We start from the raw sequence: 20,408 nt of genomic DNA, 5'->3' as shown, positions 1-20,408 counted from the left end.
GGAGACAACAGCCCATGAAGTTCCACTGGTTCAACCTCATGCCGTGGCCCTACCTGCCCGATGACTTCACCGAGAAGCATCGCAGCGTATGGGTCGATGTCGATTCGCGCCTGTTCGACGCGCGCAAGGCCAATCGCATCTACAACGATTACCTGGACCTGCTGGAACTCGCCGAGGACGTCGGTTACGACGGTCTCGGCATCAACGAACACCACCAGAACGCCTACGGCCTGATGCCGTCGCCGCAGCTGATGGCCGCCACGCTCGCGCGCCGCACCCATCGCGCGGCCATCCTGCTGCTCGGGCAGTCGCTGGCGCTGTACGACCCGCCGACCCGCGTCGCCGAAGAGATGGCGATGATCGACTGCATCTCCGGCGGGCGCCTGATCTCGGGCTTCCCGGTCGGCAGCTCCATGGACGACAACTACGCCTGCGGCGTGAATCCCGCGACCCTGCGCGAGCAGTACCACGAAGCGCACGACCTCATCATGCGCGCGTGGCGCGACCCGGACGTGTTCGCGTGGAACGGCAAGCACTACAAGCTGCGCTACGTGAACCTGTGGCCGCGGCCGCTGCAGACGCCGCCGCCGATCTGGATCCCGGGCGGCGGTTCGCTCGAGACCTGGGACTTCTGCGCCGCGCACAAGTACAACTACAGCTACTTGTCGTTCTCCGGTTACATCCGTGGCGCGCAGCTCATGGAAGGCTTCTGGCAGCGCATGGAAGAACTGGGCTCGGACTTCAATCCCTACCAGGCCGCGTTCGCGCAGCAGATCTGCGTGGCCGAGACCGACGCCGAGGCGCAGCGCCTGTACGAAAAGCATGCGCGCTATTTCTTCTCACGCTGCCTGCACGTGTACCCGGGTTTCGCCGACGCGCCGGGCTATCGCACCGAGCCCACCATCCGCGCCGGCCTGTCCTCGCAGATGGCCGGCCAGTCCTCGGCGCTCAACCAGGCCGCGGCGCTGTCGTGGCGCGAGATGATCGACAAGGGCTACATCGTCGCCGGCAGTCCAGACAGCGTCGCCGAGCAGATCGAGAAAGTCGTCGACTCGTTGAAGATCGGTCACCTGGTGTGCCTGCTGCACTTCGGCGACATGCCCAATGATCTGTGCCGTTATTCCACCGAGATGTTCGCCACCAAGGTCATTCCGCAGATGCGCTCGAAGTGGAAGGGCTATGAAGATCACTGGTCGCCGAAGCCCATGGCGCTGGAGGACCGCGCCGAACCGCGCACCGTCACGCCGTTCGCGCGTGGCGGCCAGGACAGCGCGCCGAAGCGCGTGGCGGAGGTGAAGTGATGAATCTCGCCACCCTCAGCGTCGGCGCCGCGCACCGCACCGTTCACTACTACCGCAAGGGCCAGGGCCAGCCTCTGCTGTACCTGCATCACATGCTGGGCATCGTCGGTTTCGAAGCGGCCCTGGCGAAACTCGCCGAGTCCTTCGACGTCATCGCACCCTATGCGCCGGGCTGGGGCCCGGCCAAGGATGACCTCACCGACATCGATCCGGGACCGCTGGATCTCACCTTGCACAACGTCGACCTGTTGAATGCGCTGGGCGTGAAGAGCGCGCACGTGGTCGGCATCAGCATCGGCGCTTGGATGGCGGCCGAACTCGCCGCCATCGCCCCGCAGCGCGTCGACAGCCTGGTGCTGGTCAATCCGCTGGGACTGTGGCTGGACGAAGTCGGCGGCGCCGATCCTTTCGCCCAGCATCCCGGCATGCCGTCGGAAGTGCTGTTCTCCGAGGCCGGCATGCGCAAGCAGTTCCTGTTCGACGGCCGCGACAAGATGGATGCGCACGTCGAGGAGCTGCTCAACCTGCGCGCCAGCGCCAAGTTCCTGTGGCCGATTCCGGACACCGGCGTCAAGCGTCGCCTGCCGCGCATCGAAGCACCGACCTTGATCGCGACTTCCGAGCGCGACACCGTGGTGCCGGCGGCCTATGGCCCCGCGTGGCGCGATGCGATTGCCGGCAGCCGCTTGACGACCATCCCCAATGCAGGGCACCTTGCCGAACTCGAACAGCCGGACGCCTTTGCCAGCCTGGTGCGCGAATTCGTTCGCACCCACGCAATGCCGGCGGTGGCCTGAGCACGGAGCACGGCGTACGAACGCGCGCCGCGCGCCTGGACGGCGCGGCGCGTTGAACATCGATTTGAACATCAATTGGAAAGCGGGTAAGGCCTGCTTTCCCACACCGGGGAGAACACCATGAGTGATACACACAAGGGCAGCTGCTTCTGCGGCGCCGTGCAATTCGAAGTCAGCGGTACGCCGGCGGCGATGGGCATCTGCCATTGCGAATCCTGCCGCATCTGGTCGGCGGGCCCGGTCAACAGCTTCGCGCTGTGGCCGAAAGACGTGGTCAAGATTACCGCCGGCGCGGACCTCATCGGCACCTTCGCCAAGACCGACAACAGCCACCGCAAGTGGTGCACCAAGTGCGGCGGCCATGTCATGAACGATCATCCGGGCATGGGCATGTCCGACGTGTTCGCGGCCGTGCTGCCGACCTTGAAGTTCGAGCCGGGCCTGCACGTGTTCTACGGCGAGAAGATGATCGCCATCAAGGACGGCCTGCCGAAGTTCAAAGACCTGCCGAAGGAATTCGGCGGCTCGGGTGACACCCTGCCGGAATAAGGGAGTGCGTCGCCTGGAGGCGGGCCCGACCCGCTTCCGGGCCTCGGCCACGTGCAAGACTACGACTACATCATCGTCGGCGCCGGCTCGGCCGGCTGCCTGCTTGCCAACCGCCTGAGCAAGGATCCCAACAACCGCGTGCTGCTGCTGGAAGCCGGCGGCGCGGATGATTATTTCTGGATCCACGTGCCGGTCGGCTATCTCTACACCATCGCCAATCCGCGCACCGACTGGTGCTTCAAGACCACCGAGGACGCGGGGCTCAACGGCCGCAGCCTGGGTTATGCGCGCGGCCGGGTGCTGGGCGGCTGCTCGTCGATCAACGCCATGATCTACATGCGTGGCCAGGCCGCGGATTACGATCACTGGGCAGCGCTTGGACTGCCGGGCTGGGCTTGGCAGGACGTGCTGCCGTGGTTCAAGCGCAGCGAGGACTACGTGCACGGCGCCGATGAATTCCATGGCGCCGGCGGCGAGCTGCGCGTCGAGGAGCGACGCGTAAGCTGGGACATCCTCGACGCCTGGCGCGCAGCGGCCGCCGAGAGCGGCATACCGCCCATCCAGGAATTCAATCGTGGCGACAACGACGGTTGTGCCTACTTCCAGATGAATCAACGGCGCGGCGTGCGTTGGAGCAATGCCAAGGCCTTCCTGCATCCGGTACGCCATCGCCCCAATCTGACCGTCATCACCCATGCCCTGGTGACGACGCTCGATATCGAAAATCGCGACGGCGCAAAGCGCGCGCGCGGCGTGCGCTACCGCGTCCAGGGCGCGGCCGAAACCCGCGCCGGCGCGCGCCGCGAAGTGATACTCGCGGCCGGCGCCATCGCCTCGCCGCAGATCCTGCAGCTGTCGGGCGTCGGCCCGGCCGCGCTGCTGCGCCAGCACGGCATCGAGGTGCTGCACGAGATGCCGGCGGTCGGCGCCAACCTGCACGACCATCTGCAGATTCGCATGATGTACAAGGTGCGCAACACCCGCACCTTGAACGAGCAGGCCAATTCACTGTGGGGGCGCGCCTTCATGGGCCTCGATTACCTGCTGCGCCGACGCGGCCCGCTGACCATGCCGCCCAGCCAGCTCGGCGCCTTCGCGCGCAGCGACCCGTCACGCGACGTGCCAAACATCGAATGGCATGTGCAGCCCCTGACGCTGGACAAGTTCGGCTCGCCGCTGCACCCCTTTCCGGCCATCACCCCCTCGGTCTGCAACTTGCGGCCCGAGAGTCGCGGCCACGTGCACATCGCCTCGCCAGAGCCCGGCGCCGAGCCGGTCATCGCACTCAACTATCTTTCCACCGAGGACGACCTCAAGGTCGCGGTCGATGCCATGCGCTTCACGCGTCGCATCATGCAGGCGCCGGCGCTGGCGCGCTTCGAACCCGAGGAGTTCCGCCCCGGCCCGTCCTGCGACAGCGATGAAGAACTGCGCCGCGCGGCTGGTGATCTCGGCACCACCATCTTCCACCCGGTCGGCACCTGCCGCATGGGCAGCGATGCGCAAGCGGTGGTGGACGGACGCCTGCGCGTGCGCGGCATAGCCGGCCTGCGCGTGATCGATGCCTCCATCATGCCGCGCATCACTTCCGGCAATACCAACGCGCCGGTCACCATGATCGCCGAGAAAGGCGCGGCCATGGTGCTGGAGGATCAGCGCTAGCGAACTCGCGCGTCGCGCCTGCGCGCGCCGCCCACCCCTTAGTTGGTCGGCGATGATGGCGCGAGATAGTAATACACCAGGCAATGCGGACACAGTCCATGGCTGCAGCGACGCGGCATGTGCGCGACCCACGCCGGTATCCAGTCCCAACTGTCGTGATTGGCGGCCGAGCGTATGCGGCGACAGTGTGCGCACTGATGTACCAGACCCGCGCCATCGCGGTAGTCCGATTCCGCGGGCTGCACCGATGTCGGCAGTTCCAGCCGCGGCCGCGCCACTCGTTTCGAGTTGACGACCATCACGCCCTCACCTTTCAACGGATAGACGAATTGGCGAAAACGTCGGTACTCATGGGCGCTCGAGCACTCGTAGTCGTGGCTCCACGGGCGCGCCTCGGCGCGACACTGGCGGTAATGGAATTGAAAGAATTCGCGCAGCGCGGGCGGCGAGAAGGCATCGAAGACCGGTGCACCGAGTGGGTAGCGCTGGCTGAGCGCGGGCTCGCCGCCATTGTCCTGCGCGAATCGGGACCAGCCATCATTGAAATAGCGCAGGCGCCAATCGTCGCTAAGCACGTAGATCGCGCCCTCGTGCCGATCGAGCTGCGTGAGATCGTAGTCCCTCAGCAGCTCGGCGTAGGCCGGGTCAAGAACCGCCATGGCCGCGGCGACCCACCGCTCTCGAGGCCGCGCGCTTGCAAGCCGCCAAGCTCATGACGCTCCGAACAGCCCGCCATCCACCGGCAGCACGGTGCCGGTGACATAGGCCGACGCGCGCGAGGCGAGAAAGATGGCGACGCCGGCGGCGTCCAGGGTGTCGCCCATGCGCCCCATCGGCACGTTGGAAGTCACACCGTCCAGCCCCATGGACTTGACCATGGGCCGCATCATGTCGGTATCGAAGGGGCCGGGCGCGATGCAATTGACATTGATGTGGCGCTTGGCGAGATGCGCGGCCAGCATGCGGGTCAGGTGATGCAAGGCGGCCTTGGACGGCGCATAGGAGAAATTCTCAAACAGCGGTGTATGCATGCCGTCGACCGAGCCGACGTTGATGACGCGCGCCGGATCGTCAGCGCGCGCGCCGCGCGCTCCAGGCCCGGCAACAGCTTCTGCAGCAGAAAGAACGGTGATTTGACGTTCAAGTCCATGACCTTGTCCCACCCCGCCTCCGGAAACGCGTCGATGGTGCTGCCCCAGGTCGCGCCGGCATTGTTGATGAGCACATGCACGCGCTCTTCGCGCGCCAGCAGTTCGGTCGCGACCCGTTCGACCTCGCTCATCTTGCCGAGATCGGCAGGCAGTGACACACAGGTGCCGAGCTTGCCGAGCTCGGCCGCCGCCGCGTCGCACACTTCCGGCTTGCGCGAGGAGATGTACACGCGCGCGCCGGCCGCCACGAAACCGTGGGCCATCATGTAGCCGATACCGCGCGAGCCGCCGGTGATCAGCACGGTCTTGCCGGCGACGGAGAACAGTTCATTGATCATGTAGTGCCTGCCCTGTAGGTGCGAATTCATTCGCACATTGACTATCTGAAGCGGGCGCTCGCGCACCCTTGAATGCGCGCCTACGGACTCTCGAAGTCCGATTCGAGCGGCACCACGCGTGGCGTGGCCTGCGGATTGAACATGAGACGCAACACGTCGGGACGCGAATAATGGCCCACCGGATCGGCCGCCGACTTGGCGTAGGTGATCGCCTCGAGGTCGATGTCAGCTACCAGCAGGCCTTCGGCGTCGGGCGCGAGCGGCGTCGCCAGCGGCGCGCCGTCCGGCCCGAAGATGCGCGCATGGCCGCCGCCGCTCTTGAGCAGCTCGCGCTTGGCCGGCGTGTCGCACATCATCTCGATCATGTCGTCGGACACCACCGCGCAGGCGGCGAGCACGAAACACTGGCCCTCGGCCGCATACAGCTGGCTGGCGGCGGTGTTCACTTCCGGCCCGAGTGCGTAGGCCGCGCCGACGTAGAGACTGAAGCTCGGCCACGCCGCGATATGGATCTGCTCGTGCTGCGCGTACATCGCGTACTTGGTGAGCGGCTGCAGATGTTCCCAGCAGCACAGCGCGCCGACCCGTCCGAGCGGCGTTTCGGTAACCAGCAGGTCACTGCCATCGCCTTCACCGAACAGCGTGCGCTCGACATGGGTCGGTTTCAGTTTGCGCCGCCGCGCCAGCACGCGGCCATCGGCGCCGTACAGCCATTGGCCCATGTACAGGCTGCCGCCGTCGCGCTCCGACACGCCCATCGCTACCATCACGCCGTTGCGCCGCGCCGCCTCGGCGATGGCCTGGTCTTCGGCGCCGCCCGCCTCCATCGAATTGTGGTGATAGCGTGCGACGAAGCGCATGCCCCAGGCCGGCGAATCGAGCCACATCCAGAATGGATAGCCCGGTATCCAGGTTTCGGGAAACGCCAACAGCTCGACGCCCTGGCGACCGGCCTCGTCGATGAGGGCAATGGCCTTGGCGACACTGCCGGGCAGGTCCAGAAATGCCGGCGCGGCCTGCACGGCGGCGACTTTGATGGTGGTCATGAATGCTCCTGGACGATCTGCGACGGCGCCTATTGTAGGTGCGAATTCATTCGCACGCTGCGCTCGTCAGGCTGGCGCCCGTTTCCAGGGGAGAGCGGTCTTCGTTGTGGGTCAGGCTGCAGCCTGACATCGATATCCTCAGAACTTGTCGCGCGGCCAGCCGCTTTCCTCGCTGCACTGGCCGGAGCAGAATGCGTCGCGCACCGGCTCCGATTGCATGCGCATCACGGCCTGCGCGTAGATCGGCACGCCGTAGCGTTCCGGCTCATGCGCGGCGGTACAGGCAGCGGCGAAGCTGCCGGCCGCCGCCGGACCGAAGTTCTCGGGCTCGAGGGCGCTGGGTGCGGTCGCCACCATGCGATTGATGAGCCTGTCGACCAAGGGCACCAGCAGTTCGAAGCAATAGCCGATGTGCACCTTGATGAGGTTGGCGTCCTGCACCGACTGCCCCGACAGCGCGTCGGGAAAGGCGCTGCGGTACATGAGGTTGTCGTTGGGAATGAAGGTGCGGCCATGCTCGGTGACGGCATTGTCGCCGTCGAAGGAATCCGGGCCGGGATTGACCAGCAGGATGCGCGCATTGCCCTCGGCCAGCATGTCGCGCACGTGCTCGCGCGCGCATTTGACGTTGCTGAGTTCGAGCGCGACGTTGGCGCCCTCGAAACGTCCGAGTTCGAACTCGCTCCTGCAGGTGCCGCCGCTCTCTTTCACATAGGGCGTGGTATAGAGCGGCGCCATGGCGCGCGCGAACGCGAGTTCCATGGCCCACATGCGCGCATTGTTCACCGAGCCGGCGCGCGCGGTCTCGAAGGCGGCATAGTTCAGCGTGATCTTGGCCTGGTAGATCATGGCGAACTGGATGGTGCCCATGATCAACAGCAGCAGCACCGACGCGATCACCACGAACTCGACCATCGCCTGGCCGCGCACCGCGCCGCGTGCGAACGCGGCGGTCATGCGTGTGTCAGTGGCTCGCGCCGCCGGCATCGTGGTCGCTGGCGGGCGGCGACGAAGGCGCGACCGGGCCCGGCTTGGCCTTGCCCATGGCGCCCGCCGGTTTGACGTTGCCATCGTCGCCGAGCAGGCGCGTGATGCCGGCATAGACTTGCTCGCCCTGGGCGCGCAGCGGGTCATCAGCGCTGATGTTGCTGCCCATGCGCGAAAAACTGTTGGCCGCCTGGCGCAGCTGCACGATACCCATGTTGAACCAGGCCTTGGAGTAATGCGCGTCGCGCACCAGCACTTCGCGGTAGGCGGTCACGGCCTTGTCGGGCTGGTCGGAGCGCGCCAGTGCGTTGGCATAGCGGAACCACAGGTGGGTGTCCTGCGGCATCTCTTCCACCAGCACGCCATAGGCATCGGCCGCCGCCGCCCATTCGCTGTTGGCATAACTCTGCTCGGCGCGCGCGGCGGTGGCCTTGACGTCGTCGGCGCTGCGCCCGCCGAACTTGTGCGGCGTCGAACTGCAAGCCGCCAATCCCACGCTGGCCGCCAGCAGCAGCACCCGAAAGAGCCTCGTCACATGCCCCCCTGGGCCATGAATTTCATCACGATGGGAAATGCGAGCACGATGAAGGTCACCGGGAAAATGAAAATGATGAGCGGACCGACCAGCTTGATGGGCGCTTCCATGGCGAGTTTCTCGGCACGTTGAAAGCGCTCGTTGCGGCGCTGCTCGGCCTGCACACGCAGCACCATGGCGAGGCTCGCGCCCATGCGTTCGGCCTGGATCACGGCGCTGACGAAGCTCGTGACCTCGGTAATGTCGAGCCGATCGGCCATGCGCCGTAGCGCGTCGGCGCGCGTCAGCCCCGAGCGCAGGTCGCGCAAGACCACCGCGAACTCGTTGCGCAACGGCCCGGGCGGCGCCTTCTCCATCGCCTGGCCGAGCGCGCCGGAAAGGTTCAGGCCCGCCTCCACGCACATGGTGATGAAATCGAGATAGACGGGCATGGAACGGATCACGCCGAGTTCGCGCCGCTTGCGCGTATCCGACAGCCACACGTTGGGAAACAGGAAGCCAAGCAGCGGCGCGACGATGATCGCGAGCGGAAACGATTTGTGCATGACCGCGAGGCACATCCACACCACCGGCGGCATGATCAGCGCCATGAAGATCTGCAGGGCCACGTACTGGTCGGCGGTCAGCAGGTAGGACACGCCGGTGCGCTGCAGGCGCTTCTCGACCATTTCCATGTAGTCGTAGGGCAGGAACACGCAGATGAAGTTGGCGATGACCTGGATGAACGGCCAGATCACTTTCAGCAGCGGCGGCAGCGGATCCATGTAGGCACGGTCTTCCTCTTCCATCTGCGCGTTCAGCCACAGGATGAACAACAGGAAGGACATCGCCGAGAGCCCCCAGGCGATGGAGATCAGCCACGGCATCGGGCCGCTCAGCTTATCCATGGCGGGCGGTCCTCATACATCGATCGAGGTGATTTTCTTGATCATGGCGTAGCCCATGAGTTCCATGACGATGATGACCGTCAGCACGATCCAGCCGACGCCGGTGGTCCACAGCTTGGCCATCGCCTCCGGTTCGAGAAAATTGAGCAGCACGCCGAGCAGCACAGGCAGACCGGTCATGACGATGCCCTGCAGCTTGCCCTGCGCGGTCAGGCTGCGGATCTTGCCTTCCATGGTCGACTTGCGCCGCAGGGTGTCGGCCAGCGATTCGACGGTCTCGGCAAGGTTGCCACCCACTTCACGGTTGATGCGCAGCGCGGTGGTCAGCATGCGAAAGTCCTGCAGCGGAATGCGCTTCTCCATGTTGGCCAGCGATACGTCGAAATCGACGCCGATGCGCTGCTCACGCGTCAGGATCTCGAACTCCTGGCTGATGGGCGCCGGCTGTTCGGCGACGAGGTTGTCGAGCGCGATGGAAAGACTCGCGCCGGCGCGCAGCGCGCCCGACACCATGGTCAGGGCGTCGGGCAGTTGCTGTTCGACGCGCGCCAGGCGCTTGGCGCGCATCGAGCGGTAGACGTAGGTCGGCAGCACCAGGATCAACACGAACATGCCGATGCTGGTGACCGGGTCGCGCAGCAGTATCCAGGTGAAGAGCGGCGCCACCACCAACGCGATGAGATTGATGCGGAACAGGCGCTGCGGATCGACGAACATGAACATGTCCGCCATGTTACTGCTCGCCTGGTTGGTGAAGTCCTCGCGGTAGCTGGCGAGCTTGGCCTGCGCACGGCTGATGAACAGCAACCACGCGCAGGTGGCCGACAGGAACACCAGCGCGATGGCGACCGGAAACGCCAGCTCGCCCAAGATTCCGTACAGAAAGCCCACCGCTCAGCGCCCGAAAATGCTCATGTCGACCTTCACGCCGCGGCTGCGCAGTTCCTCGTAGAACTCCGGCACGCGACCGGTGGCCTTGAACTCGCCGACCACGCGGCCGCGATCGTTGAAGCCGGTCTGGCTGAACACGAAGATGTCCTGCATCTGCACCGTGCCGCCTTCAACGCCGGTCACCTCCGAAATGTTGACCACGCGGCGCGAGCCGTCGGGAAAGCGCGTCTGCTGCACGACCAGGTCCACCGCCGACGCCACCTGCTCGCGAATGGCCTGGATCGGCAGGTCCATGCCCGACATCATCACCATCACTTCCAGGCGCGACACGAGGTCGCGCGGCGTGTTGGCGTGGGCGGTGGTGAGTGAGCCGTCATGGCCGGTGTTCATGGCCTGCAGCATGTCCAGCGCCTCACCGCCGCGGCATTCGCCGACCACGATGCGATCGGGGCGCATGCGCAGACAGTTCTTGACCAGGTCGCGGATCGTCACCGCGCCCTTGCCTTCGAGGTTCGGCGGGCGCGCTTCCAGCGACACCAGGTGCGGCTGGTCGAGTTTGAGTTCCGCGGCGTCTTCCACCGTCACGATGCGCTCGTCGGGCGGGATGAAGCTCGACAGCATGTTGAGCAGCGTGGTCTTGCCGGAACCGGTGCCGCCCGAGATCACGATGTTGCGCCGCTGCGCGACCGCGATCTTGAGGAAGTCGATCATCGGCTGGCTGATGGCGCCGAAGCCGATCAGGTCGTCGGCCGTCAATTTCTTCTTGGAGAACTTTCGGATCGTGACGCACGGCCCGCGCAGCGCCAACGGAGGAATGATGGCGTTGACGCGCGAGCCGTCCTTGAGGCGCGCGTCGACCATGGGCGAACTCTCGTCGATACGCCGGCCGAGCGGTGAGACGATGCGTTCGATGGCCGACATCACCGCGTCATCGCTGGAAAAGGTCACTTCCGACTTGGTCAGGCGGCCGGCGCGCTCGATGTAGATGTCATCGTACTTGTTGACCATGATCTCGGTGACGGTCTCGTCGGCCAGCAGGTCTTCCAGCGGCCCCAGGCCCACCGCTTCGTCCAGCACCTCCTTGGCCAGGCGCTCGTGATCGACATCGGCCGGCAACTTGCCGCCAAGACCGTTGATGATCTCCTTGATGAGGCCCTTGACGTGCTTGCGCAGGTCCTCCTCACTCATGGAGCTGATGTCGGTGCGACGCAGGTCCATCGCCGCCAGCAGTTCCTCGTGCACGCGGTTACGCCACTTGAACTTGTCCTTGTGGCGCAGCTCGAGCAAGGTCTTGGACAGTGCCTCCGACTCTTCCAGCACCGCGTGGCGCGGCACGCCGATCACGGTCTTGAGATGGTCCTCGTCGTCGTCATCGTCGTCCCGTACCGTGCTGGTGCGACTGAGCGCTTCGCGGGTGTCGGCGCTCGCGCGCCGGGCCAGTTCGCCGACCTGCAGGTAGTAGCCCGCGATGTAGATCTGATCGGAAGTGCGCAAGGGTCCGTAGTGATCGACCGCATTGCCGTTGACCTCGACGCTCGCTTTCTGCGAGACGCGCTCCAGGAACAGTCCTTCGGAAGTACGGTGGATCTCGGCGTGTTGGGGTGCGACCCGCCAGCCGCGCAGCTGCACGAGATTGCTGCGCGCCTTGCCGATGGAGCACACATCGACTGGACACTCGATGGTATCGAGGGTCTCGCCTTTGCCATTCTTGATGACGACGTTGAACATCTTCGGCTGCTCGCGCTCACTCCACCAGTTTGAACGTTGCGGTGCGCATGGATTCGAGGAAGGTGTCCTCGCGGGCCTTCTCGGCCGCCACCGCGTCGATGTTCTGCTTGTGCTCGGCGTCGTAGACCTGCGGCGTGACGAAAATCACGAGGTCGGTCTTCTTGTCGCGGAAATCGCGCGAGCGGAACAGGTGACCGAGGATGGGCAACGACGAGAGGCCCTTCAGGCCGGTCAGATCGCGGCCCAGCTCGCGGTCGACCAGCCCCGACATCACCAGCGTCTCGCCGGAGTGCAGCAGGATGTCGGCGTCGGTGCGGCGGGTCAGGAAGCCCGGCGTGTTGCCGACCGCGACCGATTTGTCGACCGCGCTGATCTCGGTTTCGACATGCGCGCGGATGTTGTCGTTGCGGTCGATGGTGGGCTTGATGTTGAGCAGGATACCGAACTGCTTGAACTCGATGGAGGCGCTGGTCGGCGTGACGATCTCAATCGGCACTTCGCCACCGGCGAGGAACTTCGCTTCACCGCCGCTGCGCGCCACCAGGCGCGGCTCGGCAAGAATCATGGCGTTGCCGGTGTTGATGGCGAGATTGATACGCGAGGTGATTTCGGTCGCGATGCCGAAATAGCCGAACGAGGTGTCGGCGGCGGGATCGACCGACGCCAGCGGTCCGGGCGCATTGCTGCCGCCGATCACCGAGACGCCCTGGTCGCGGGAGCCGCCGAAGGTGGTTTCCGAGGCTATGGCGGCGGCCGGGCCGGCGAAGTTGTTGCTCCAGTTGATGCCGAGACTGTCGGACGCGCTCTTGTTGAACTCGGTGATCTTGATGTTGACCAGCACCATCTTGTCGTCGGGCAGTTCGACCTCTTCCTTGCGGGTGAGATCCATGACATCGGGATAGGCGCCCATGATGGTGTTGATGGTCGCTTCGTAACCGTCGTCGATGGTGCCGGACAACACGATGCGGCTGCCGACCAGGCGCACGTCGATGCCCTTGATGTCCGCCACCAGCTGCTTGACCTCGGCGAGCTTGGTGGAAATGGAAAGATCGAGCGCTTCCGGGTAGGCCGCCTTGACGGCCGCGACCTGCGGCGCGTAGCGCCCGTCGTATTGCCCGGACAGCACGATCTTGTCACCGACCACCGCGGCCTCGAGGCCGGGAATGTCCATCACCAGCTTCTTCACCGCCGCGAGCTTCTGCTGCAGCACGCCGCTGTTGACGGCGGCCGAGTAGTCGGACTTGTCGACCGTGAACTCGACCTGGCTTTCCTGGCCGTTCTTCAGCCACAGGTGCAGGGTGGTGAGGCCGGGCGCCTCGCCGAACACCAGCAGCTGGCCGTTCTTCAGCAGCGAGGTACTGATGACGTTGGCATTGCCTACCGCAACGCGATCGATGTCGCCCGGGTTCATGATCTTGAGCTCGCCGACCTTGAGGTTGATGGCGAAGGCCTGTGTCATGCACAGCGCGAGCGCCACCGCGCTCAAACAGCGCCAGCCACGCGCCGCGCGTCCCTTAAGTCGTCGTGCAACCTGTGACCCCATCGTCATGTTCCCTGCCCCGTGATTTCGTCTTTGTTGTTCATTGCAGGACCGGCATGCGCCCGACCCGCGCGGCACCGGCCGAGCTGCCGCCGCCGGAAATGATCTCGACGCCGGCGCCCGCTTCACGCGGCGCGCTGCCACCGCTGCCGTCACTCACCGATGGCGCCGCGCTCGCGCCTTCGCTGCGCGCCGGCGTCGCGCCCGGCGCGGCCGCCGTCGCCGTCGCCGTCGGTGGCGCATAGGGCTGCGGCGTGGCCTCGTAGACCGTGCCCTGGCGCGAGCCGCCGTGGGCTTCGATGACCTTGCCCGCGGCGCTCGCATCGCCGGCGACGAGCAGCAGCCATGCGGCCGCCATGCCCGTCCAAGCCGCGTGACGCGCCCTGCCCATGGCTCAGTCGGTGACCTTGAGCGTGGTGCTCTTGGCCACGCCGGCGCTCGGCGAACCGCCGATGATGTAGCCGACGGCACGGCCACCGGCAGCCTGGCCGGCAATCGGCGTGGCCGCCGCCACCGCCGCCAGCTCCTTGCGGTTCAACACGCGGCCCTTGCTGTCCACCACTTCACCCTTGTCGTTGACCTTGAGCCCGGCGGCGGCCAGCTGCGCCTGGCTGACCAGGCCGCCGTCCTTGGTCGCGATGAGATCGGCGGGCGCCACCACCTGGCCGTCCTTGTCCACCACCTGGCCCGCTTCGTTGACCTTGAGGCCGGCCGCGGCGAGGGTCTTGCCGTCGATGACCTTGCCGTTGGCGTCGGTCACCAGCGTGGCGGCATCAACCACCTTGCCGCTGGCGTCCACCACCTCGCCTTTCTCGTTGACCTTGAGACCGGCGGCGGCGAGCTGCTCGTGGCTCAGGATCTGGCCGTTGCCCGACACCACCAGCGTGGCCGGGTCGACGACCTTGCCACTGGCGTCGACTATTTCGCCCTTGTCATTGACCGACAGGCCGGCAGCGGCCAGTTGCTCGGTGGTCAACACCTTGCCGTCCTTGGTCGTGATCATGCGCGCGGTGTCGACCACGCGGCCCTGGGCGTCGACCACTTCGCCGGCGTCGTTGACCGACAGGCGCGCGGCCTGCAGTTGCTCCTTGGTCATGACCTTGCCGTCGGCGGTGGTCACCACCGCGTCGGCGGCCACCACCTTGCCGCTCTTGTCGACCAGTTGTCCGCTGGCGTTGACCGTGAGTCCGGCCGCCGCCAGCGCGCTCTTCTCGAGCACGCGACCGTCGGCGGTCACCACCACGTCCTTGGGATCGATCACGCGGCCGTTCTTGTCGACCAGCTGCCCTTGCGCGTTGACCGTGAGGCCCGCGGCGGCCAGCTGCTCGCTGTTCATGATGGTCTTGCCCGCGGCATCCACCAGGTTGCCGGCGCGGTCCAGGCCACCCGCCACCGACACGCGCTGGCGACGCTCGCCTTCGGACTTGGCCAGCTTGAAGGCGTTGCCGAACAGGTCCTGCGCCGACACGGTGGAGAAATCCGCGCCGCTCTTGTCATTGCGATTGCGCAGTACCGCCAGCATGTCGCCCTTCTTGATGGCGGCGGTCACCAGCGCCGCTTCGCGCGGACTCAAGTCCAGGGTCACGGTGTTGAACGTGCGCTGCGCGCGCGGCTGCGGATAGGCCAGTTGATCGAGTTCTTCGCGGTACGGATCGCGCCCGGTGGCCAGCACCCGCACGTCCTGCAGCACCGGCAATATCAATTCCTTGGGCAGCGCGTTGGCGAGCAGGTCCTTGACCGTCGAGTCGCTGGTGTCGGCGCCGCGCGCGGCGTCCAGCAAGGCCGGCGGAATGGCGTTGCGCAGTTCCGAAGGGATCGAATCGATCATGTTGGCGGAGATGAAGCCGGCCGAGAAACCCGACAGCGCCGACGGGATGTTGACGAACAGGTCGATGTGATTGCCTGGCCGCAGGAAGCCCGCGATCGAGTTCAGGTCGTCGACCTGGATGGTCATGGCGCGCCTGCCGCTGGGCACGATATCGGAGAAGTCGACAGGGAAACGGTTGTCGAGATAGCTCGTCAACAGCGGCTTGCCGGCGCCGACATCGGCCTCGAGCACGCGACCGAGGTACTTCTCGTAATCGGCCGCGGCGATCGCATCGTTGGCGACGAAGCCCTGGGGAATGCGTCGTTGCGACAGCACCTCCTGGCGCACCACCGTGCCTTTGGGCAAGTCCTTGGCGGCCACCAGCACGGTGATCTCCTTGCGGTTGCTGCCGGCATATTTTTCCAGCAGCGCCGCCTTCTCGGACTTGAGGTAGATGAAGGACATCAGAGCGGCGGCGAGGCCGAATCCGATGGCACCGACTATCAAGGGAATGCCAAAGGCACTCCTGGTCTCACGCGCTTCCGCCATGAGCGTTCGTCCCCCACCTACGTGTGCAGTTATTCTTGTATTCGTTCTTCATTGCGCCGCGATCCACGGCGCGTCGTCCGCACGGACGATCCTCATCCCTGTCCTTTCCCGCGCACCGTCAAAACGGCGATATCGCGTCGGTGGCCATCTCCGTGACGATGTCCTGGATATCCGGCAGCGCGTTCAGCACATCGTCGACGCTGCTGAACTGGCTGGTCAGGTTGGTCAAGGGACTCAGGGCCGCGGTCACCGCGTCATCCACCGGGTCCACCGCCAGGCGGTCGAGGGTTTGTTCGTCGAGTTCGGGATCGAGGCCGAGACCCTCGACGTACTCGCGCAGCTCCGAGCCGGTGTCGAAATCCGGCAGCGGCGACATCGACATCGCGTAGCTGTAGCCGCGGTAGTTGTTCTTCAGGACGTCGGCCAGATCGCGCAGCACGTCGCCGCCGGGACCGAGCAGCATCATGAGACCGAAAGCGAGGATGACGGTGTATTCGACCATCGCCTGCCCACGCGCGTGGCGGGCGCTCGTTGCGGAGGGGCGTTGCTTGGTGAAATGACGCGTCACGCTGCTCACAGGAGGTCGTGTTTGACCGAGTTTAGCACTATATGGCTACCGTCTCGACCGCTCTGGATGGTGATCACCACCTGCTCGCGGCCGCGCGTGAACGCCAGCGCATGCAGCTTGCCACGACTGACTTCCTTGTCGGTGTCGACCCGCCAGTCCTGGTACTGGGCGCGATAGAAACTGACGTTGCTGGCGAGCGACTTGTCATTGTGGAGCATCGCGGTCTGTGCGCTCTGGCCGGGATCGTGACTGGTGATGTTGGACAGTACTTCACTGCCTTGCATCGAGGGTGGCGCGGGCGGCGCCTTGGGCGGCACGCCCGGTTCCGGCAGGCGACCGAGCGCGAGGAAGCCGAACGCGCCCTTGGGTTTGCGCTCCATGACCTGCGCGGTCATCACGTAGTCATCCTCGACGCGGGTGACGAGTGTCCATGGCGCCAGGGCTTCGGTCTCGATTGCGCAACCGGGCGCGCCGTCCACCGGCGGCTCCTTCCACACGTCCTTGTAGAAATCGACGACATCATCGACGCCGTCATCGGTGACGAACGCGCGCACCGCCATGCTGCGTCCGGCGACGGTCATCTCCTGCGCGACCGAACTGACCTGGGCGTCCTTGGGCGCGGGAAAATCCGGCGGCCGCGCCGCGGCCGTGGCGGCCATCGACAGCATCGACGCACACAGCAGCAGCTGGCGGCAACGCACGCCGATCATGGCTGGCATGGCGAATGCGACATCGGCGGATCGAGTGCTTCGACCGCGTCCTCCCACACGCAACGACCGCTGTCGTCGCACACGTGGGTACCGAGACGTTCGGTGGGATCTTCGCCTGGCACCGACAGTCGGTCGGGATGCACGACGTCGCCATCCACGTAGCCCAGCCACAAATGCCCCTGGGGCGCCGCCAGCGGCGACTTGACCAGCGGGTGCGGGCCATCGCCATCGGGGTGATCGCAGCGCGACAATTCCGGCGCGATGAAGCTGATCAAATCCCAGATCTGGGAAAGGCCGGGCAGGTTGAGCAACTCCTTGACCAGCGTCGAGGGCGTCGCACCGCCGACCTGCAGATAGGTGTGGGCAGTGCCGCCCGCATTCCAGCCGTCGGCCAGCACACCGGCATGGGCCTTGAAACCGAGGGTTTCGAACACGCCGGCCGGCCCGCCCTGGAGATCGGTGCGCAGATTGCTGCCCAGGGTGTTGACCAGCGCCATGGCGTCGAAGTCTACGTGCGAATAGCCATTGGTGTTGATGGCGGTGAACTCCGGCGAGCCCGCGAACACTTCGCCGGCGCCGGGTGGCGCACCGCCGCCATCGCCGGGCGTGACCGAGTCGATGACGCCGATGATGTCGCCAATGAATCCGAACGCGATATCGACGATGTCGAGAATGGTGTTGATCCAGCTGCCGACATTGACGCCGAAGATGGTGATGGTCGGCGTGTCGTCGTCGGTCTCGATTTCGTTCATTTCCAGGGTGCCGTCGAAGAACGCCAGCCCGCGGTGGTCCTTCCACAGCGGATTGGGCACGTAGCTGCGGGTCTGGTCATTTTCGGTGATGGGCGCGATGACCGACGGATCGGCGAGGTCATCACCCGGCGTGGTGCCCAGCGGCCCCATGATGCGGTTGCGCGATTCGAGCTCGGTGGTGGCGAGATCCTTGCGCGGCATGCGAAAGCCGGAATGACCGGAGTTGAAGTTATTGACGATGTCGCGATCGTCGAGATCGTTGTACCACACCGTGTACTCCCAGGCCTGGTAGCGGGCCGCCTGGATCGCCGCATGCTTGAAGTCGATGTACTTGGCGAGCATCGGCACGAACACGAACAGCGGCAACAGCACGAAGGTCGCCGCGATCACGAATTCGGTCATGGCCTGACCGCGTTGCGGGTGGGCGGGTGTGGTCGTCATGTCAGAAACCCAACGCATCCTGCAACCAATTCAACAGGCCTTCGACGTTGCCGTCCAGCGAAATGCCCTGCGCCAGCTCGCCGTGCTGCAGCAACAGCCCTATCACACGATCGGCATGGCTGGTCTCCGTCAGGTGCGCCTGCCAGTAGGGATTGAAGGCGCTGCCGTGTTCGACATAGCCGTCGCCGCGCGCAAAGTAATCGAGATCGAGCGGGCGTTTGAAATAGACCTCCGACTTCGACACCGCCGACATCGAGCCGTCGGCGAAATTTTCCTCGAGGGCGAAGCGGCCGGTCGGCGCCTTGCCGGGATTGAGCCGGTACAGCGAATCGGTGAAATCGTCCTCGTCCAGGGTCAGGCCCACCAGCAGGAACGGGCCGCCGGACTTGAACAAGGGCTCGGACTCGGTGGTGTCGATGTAGCGTGGCAGTCCCTTGTACGACTGCGTGACATTGTGATCGGGCAGCACCGAGGGTTGGAAGAAGATGCCCGAGGCCGGCAGGCTGGGCGGGTAATACCAGGCGATGAGGTGATTGGCGGCGCCGCCATAGGCTTCCGTCGGGATCGGCCCCGGCGCCGCGCCGCCGAAACTCGCGGCGGTGCCCATGTGTTGCGGCGTCGAGGTCAGGGCATTGGGCACCGGCCCGGTGGTCTTGCCGCTGTGCACGAAGGCCGCGCCCATCGGCGCCGAGGTCGGGAATGCGCCGTCATACAGCACCACGTCGGCGTCGCCCGAGGCGTCCTCGCACACCGGCTCATCGTCGTCGTTGTCGGGATCGTCGTCGGTGGTCGGGTCGCTGCAGCCGGTGCCGCTGCCGCCGAAACTGAAGCCTAGGAACATGTTGTCGTCCGCCACCACCATGTCGATGGAGGCGCTGATCAGGTTCACCTTGCCGATGAAGGGCAAACGGATGAAGGCGTCGAAGCTGCCGCCGCCGGCGAAACCGAGATCGAAATTGGTGGTGTCGGCGCTGGACCACGAGAACTCGTTGCCTGCCGCCTGGTTGGCGTTGCTGCCGGTCAGCGGCACCACCATGCGCAGTTCGCTGCCGCCTTCGCGCAGCATGCGCATGCGGATGTAGATGTGGTACTCGAGCGACGCGCCGACGATGCCGAAGTCCACGCCGCCATTCATGGAAAAGCCCAGCCAGCCGGGCCCCTTGGCGCGCGGCGGATCGGGATCGGTGAACACGCCGAACGACGCCCCGCCTTTGACTATGCCGGCATCGAAACTGATGGTCACCGGCGCCGGCATGAGTCCGGCCTGCTGCAGGAGATCGAAGAAATTGATGATCCAACCGCGCCCGGTCAAATTGGGATTGTCGCTGTCGGGTGGATTGACATGGCCCTTGGTGAACGGGTCGCCCGAGTTGTGGATGATGGCCGCCAGACGGCCGAAACCGCCGGCATCGGTATCGCCCGCCGTATCGGCCTGCCAGTCGGCGGTGGGAATGCCCGCCGCCGACGGGTCGTAGGACTTGGTGAACGGTTTGAGCTGATCGGCCACCATGCTCGGCAGGTGATCGATGATGCCGCTGGTCGGCAGCCCGCCGTAGGTGGCGAGGTGCGAGAGCAGCATCAGCACGCCATAGCCCGACATGTGCGCCTGCTCCGGCGCGTTGTCCTTGATCGCGGCATCGAGCATGCCGAGCGTGTTGATGATGCTCGCGAGGTGATAGATCTGCTGGGCGATGCCATAGACCTTGTTGACGTTGTGATTGACCGCCGTCATGGCCTTGGCATAGGCGCGCATCATGGTCACGAACACGCCGCCCGAGACCTGGAAGGGCGTGGCCAGCGGCGGCAGGATGGAATTGGAGATGCCGAGCGTCGGCCCCGACAGGAACTTGTTGTACTCGAGCAGGAAGTCGCCGAGCGACTTCCAGTGGTAAGCCCACGAGGCCATGCCGATGGCCTGGCCGATGGCGACTTCGTTGGCGATGATGGCGCGGTTGGTGTAGGCGGTGAAATTGAGATCGCGCGCTTCCACCGTCGAGACGCCGAAGGCCATGGCGTCAGCGGCGTTCTGCAGTTCCATCTTGTCGGCCGTCATGCGACCGGCGCGATAGAGGGTCAGACCGCCGAGCACCAGCACGACGGTCAGGATGAGGGTCATGAAAGCGGCCTGCCCGCGCTGGAGGCGGGCGCGGCGGCTGCCTGGCGCGCGAG

Annotated in this window: 18 protein-coding genes and 1 pseudogene; 4 read left to right on the top strand and 15 right to left on the bottom strand. The window is 65.5% G+C overall.

Going from position 1 to position 20,408, the window contains the following annotated elements:
- Positions 1-14: 14 nt before the first annotated feature.
- The 4 genes from IPM80_19100 (at position 15) to IPM80_19085 (ending at position 4,309) form a co-directional block, all read left to right on the top strand.
- A complete protein-coding gene (locus IPM80_19100; GenBank protein MBK8960461.1) occupies positions 15-1,301 on the top strand; it encodes an LLM class flavin-dependent oxidoreductase in 1,287 nt (428 codons plus the stop codon).
- Positions 1,301-2,098 (top strand): alpha/beta hydrolase, encoded by a 798-nt coding sequence (locus IPM80_19095; GenBank protein ID MBK8960460.1) that lies wholly within the window; start codon positions 1,301-1,303, stop codon positions 2,096-2,098. Before IPM80_19100 ends, IPM80_19095 begins: the two co-directional genes overlap by 1 nt.
- 120 nt (positions 2,099-2,218) lie before the next feature.
- The gene (locus tag IPM80_19090) at positions 2,219-2,647 is read left to right on the top strand and encodes a GFA family protein (GenBank protein ID MBK8960459.1); all 429 of its coding nucleotides are present in this window, start codon (positions 2,219-2,221) and stop codon (positions 2,645-2,647) included.
- Positions 2,648-2,698: 51 nt separating this feature from the next.
- Positions 2,699-4,309, top strand: a complete 1,611-nt coding sequence (locus tag IPM80_19085; protein ID MBK8960458.1) for a GMC family oxidoreductase N-terminal domain-containing protein — start codon at positions 2,699-2,701, stop codon at positions 4,307-4,309.
- 38 nt (positions 4,310-4,347) lie between these two features.
- On the opposite strand, the gene IPM80_19080 is transcribed toward IPM80_19085, so the two are convergent.
- The 15 genes and pseudogenes from IPM80_19080 to IPM80_19010 form a co-directional block, all read right to left on the bottom strand.
- Positions 4,348-4,968 (bottom strand): hypothetical protein, encoded by a 621-nt coding sequence (locus IPM80_19080; protein MBK8960457.1) that lies wholly within the window; start codon positions 4,966-4,968, stop codon positions 4,348-4,350.
- A gap of 51 nt (positions 4,969-5,019) precedes the next feature.
- A pseudogene (locus IPM80_19075) lies at positions 5,020-5,798 on the bottom strand (SDR family oxidoreductase).
- An 80-nt stretch (positions 5,799-5,878) separates the two neighbouring features.
- Positions 5,879-6,844, bottom strand: a complete 966-nt coding sequence (locus tag IPM80_19070; protein ID MBK8960456.1) for a carbon-nitrogen hydrolase family protein — start codon at positions 6,842-6,844, stop codon at positions 5,879-5,881.
- A gap of 138 nt (positions 6,845-6,982) precedes the next feature.
- Positions 6,983-7,801: a pilus assembly protein gene (locus IPM80_19065; GenBank protein MBK8960455.1), complete on the bottom strand. Its 819-nt coding sequence runs from the start codon at positions 7,799-7,801 to the stop codon at positions 6,983-6,985.
- A gap of 7 nt (positions 7,802-7,808) precedes the next feature.
- Positions 7,809-8,366, bottom strand: coding sequence for a tetratricopeptide repeat protein (locus IPM80_19060; GenBank protein ID MBK8960454.1), 558 nt, complete (start codon positions 8,364-8,366; stop codon positions 7,809-7,811).
- Positions 8,363-9,232 (bottom strand): type II secretion system F family protein, encoded by an 870-nt coding sequence (locus tag IPM80_19055; GenBank protein MBK8960453.1) that lies wholly within the window; start codon positions 9,230-9,232, stop codon positions 8,363-8,365. Before IPM80_19055 ends, IPM80_19060 begins: the two co-directional genes overlap by 4 nt.
- Positions 9,233-9,265: 33 nt before the next feature.
- Complete coding sequence (locus tag IPM80_19050; protein MBK8960452.1) at positions 9,266-10,144, bottom strand: type II secretion system F family protein; 879 nt, start codon at positions 10,142-10,144, stop codon at positions 9,266-9,268.
- Positions 10,145-10,147: 3 nt separating this feature from the next.
- Complete coding sequence (gene tadA, locus IPM80_19045) at positions 10,148-11,872, bottom strand: Flp pilus assembly complex ATPase component TadA (protein ID MBK8960451.1); 1,725 nt, start codon at positions 11,870-11,872, stop codon at positions 10,148-10,150.
- Between the two features lie 16 nt (positions 11,873-11,888).
- Positions 11,889-13,421 carry a pilus assembly protein N-terminal domain-containing protein gene (locus tag IPM80_19040; GenBank protein ID MBK8960450.1) on the bottom strand — a complete coding sequence of 511 codons (1,533 nt, stop codon included), beginning with the start codon at positions 13,419-13,421 and terminating at the stop codon, positions 11,889-11,891.
- Between the two features lie 31 nt (positions 13,422-13,452).
- Complete coding sequence (locus IPM80_19035; protein ID MBK8960449.1) at positions 13,453-13,770, bottom strand: hypothetical protein; 318 nt, start codon at positions 13,768-13,770, stop codon at positions 13,453-13,455.
- A 36-nt stretch (positions 13,771-13,806) separates the two neighbouring features.
- The gene (gene cpaB / locus IPM80_19030; protein ID MBK8960448.1) at positions 13,807-15,768 is read right to left on the bottom strand and encodes a Flp pilus assembly protein CpaB; all 1,962 of its coding nucleotides are present in this window, start codon (positions 15,766-15,768) and stop codon (positions 13,807-13,809) included.
- A 118-nt stretch (positions 15,769-15,886) separates the two neighbouring features.
- Positions 15,887-16,345: a hypothetical protein gene (locus IPM80_19025; GenBank protein ID MBK8960447.1), complete on the bottom strand. Its 459-nt coding sequence runs from the start codon at positions 16,343-16,345 to the stop codon at positions 15,887-15,889.
- Positions 16,342-17,055: a hypothetical protein gene (locus IPM80_19020; GenBank protein ID MBK8960446.1), complete on the bottom strand. Its 714-nt coding sequence runs from the start codon at positions 17,053-17,055 to the stop codon at positions 16,342-16,344. The genes IPM80_19025 and IPM80_19020 overlap by 4 nt, the downstream gene beginning before the upstream one ends.
- On the bottom strand, positions 17,043-18,239 hold the full coding sequence (locus tag IPM80_19015; GenBank protein ID MBK8960445.1) for a hypothetical protein: 1,197 nt from the start codon (positions 18,237-18,239) through the stop codon (positions 17,043-17,045). Before IPM80_19015 ends, IPM80_19020 begins: the two co-directional genes overlap by 13 nt.
- Before the next feature lies 1 nt (position 18,240).
- On the bottom strand, positions 18,241-20,355 hold the full coding sequence (locus IPM80_19010; GenBank protein MBK8960444.1) for a hypothetical protein: 2,115 nt from the start codon (positions 20,353-20,355) through the stop codon (positions 18,241-18,243).
- Positions 20,356-20,408: the final 53 nt, after the last annotated feature.

Source organism: Pseudomonadota bacterium (assembly GCA_016719885.1).
Classification (GTDB): Bacteria; Pseudomonadota; Gammaproteobacteria.
This window is presented reverse-complemented; position numbering and strand designations above follow the sequence as displayed.

Coding starts and splice junctions, on each gene's coding strand:
- IPM80_19070 (MBK8960456.1), bottom strand. CDS start 6,844: ATGACCACCATCAAAGTCGCCGCCGTGCAGGCCGCGCCGGCATTTCTG.
- IPM80_19015 (MBK8960445.1), bottom strand. CDS start 18,239: ATGACGACCACACCCGCCCACCCGCAACGCGGTCAGGCCATGACCGAA.
- IPM80_19055 (MBK8960453.1), bottom strand. CDS start 9,232: ATGCCGTGGCTGATCTCCATCGCCTGGGGGCTCTCGGCGATGTCCTTC.
- IPM80_19065 (MBK8960455.1), bottom strand. CDS start 7,801: ATGACCGCCGCGTTCGCACGCGGCGCGGTGCGCGGCCAGGCGATGGTC.
- IPM80_19095 (MBK8960460.1), top strand. CDS start 1,301: ATGAATCTCGCCACCCTCAGCGTCGGCGCCGCGCACCGCACCGTTCAC.
- IPM80_19020 (MBK8960446.1), bottom strand. CDS start 17,055: ATGCCAGCCATGATCGGCGTGCGTTGCCGCCAGCTGCTGCTGTGTGCG.
- IPM80_19010 (MBK8960444.1), bottom strand. CDS start 20,355: ATGACCCTCATCCTGACCGTCGTGCTGGTGCTCGGCGGTCTGACCCTC.
- tadA (MBK8960451.1), bottom strand. CDS start 11,872: ATGTTCAACGTCGTCATCAAGAATGGCAAAGGCGAGACCCTCGATACC.
- IPM80_19035 (MBK8960449.1), bottom strand. CDS start 13,770: ATGGCGGCCGCATGGCTGCTGCTCGTCGCCGGCGATGCGAGCGCCGCG.
- cpaB (MBK8960448.1), bottom strand. CDS start 15,768: ATGGCGGAAGCGCGTGAGACCAGGAGTGCCTTTGGCATTCCCTTGATA.
- IPM80_19080 (MBK8960457.1), bottom strand. CDS start 4,968: ATGGCGGTTCTTGACCCGGCCTACGCCGAGCTGCTGAGGGACTACGAT.
- IPM80_19040 (MBK8960450.1), bottom strand. CDS start 13,421: ATGACGATGGGGTCACAGGTTGCACGACGACTTAAGGGACGCGCGGCG.
- IPM80_19090 (MBK8960459.1), top strand. CDS start 2,219: ATGAGTGATACACACAAGGGCAGCTGCTTCTGCGGCGCCGTGCAATTC.
- IPM80_19100 (MBK8960461.1), top strand. CDS start 15: ATGAAGTTCCACTGGTTCAACCTCATGCCGTGGCCCTACCTGCCCGAT.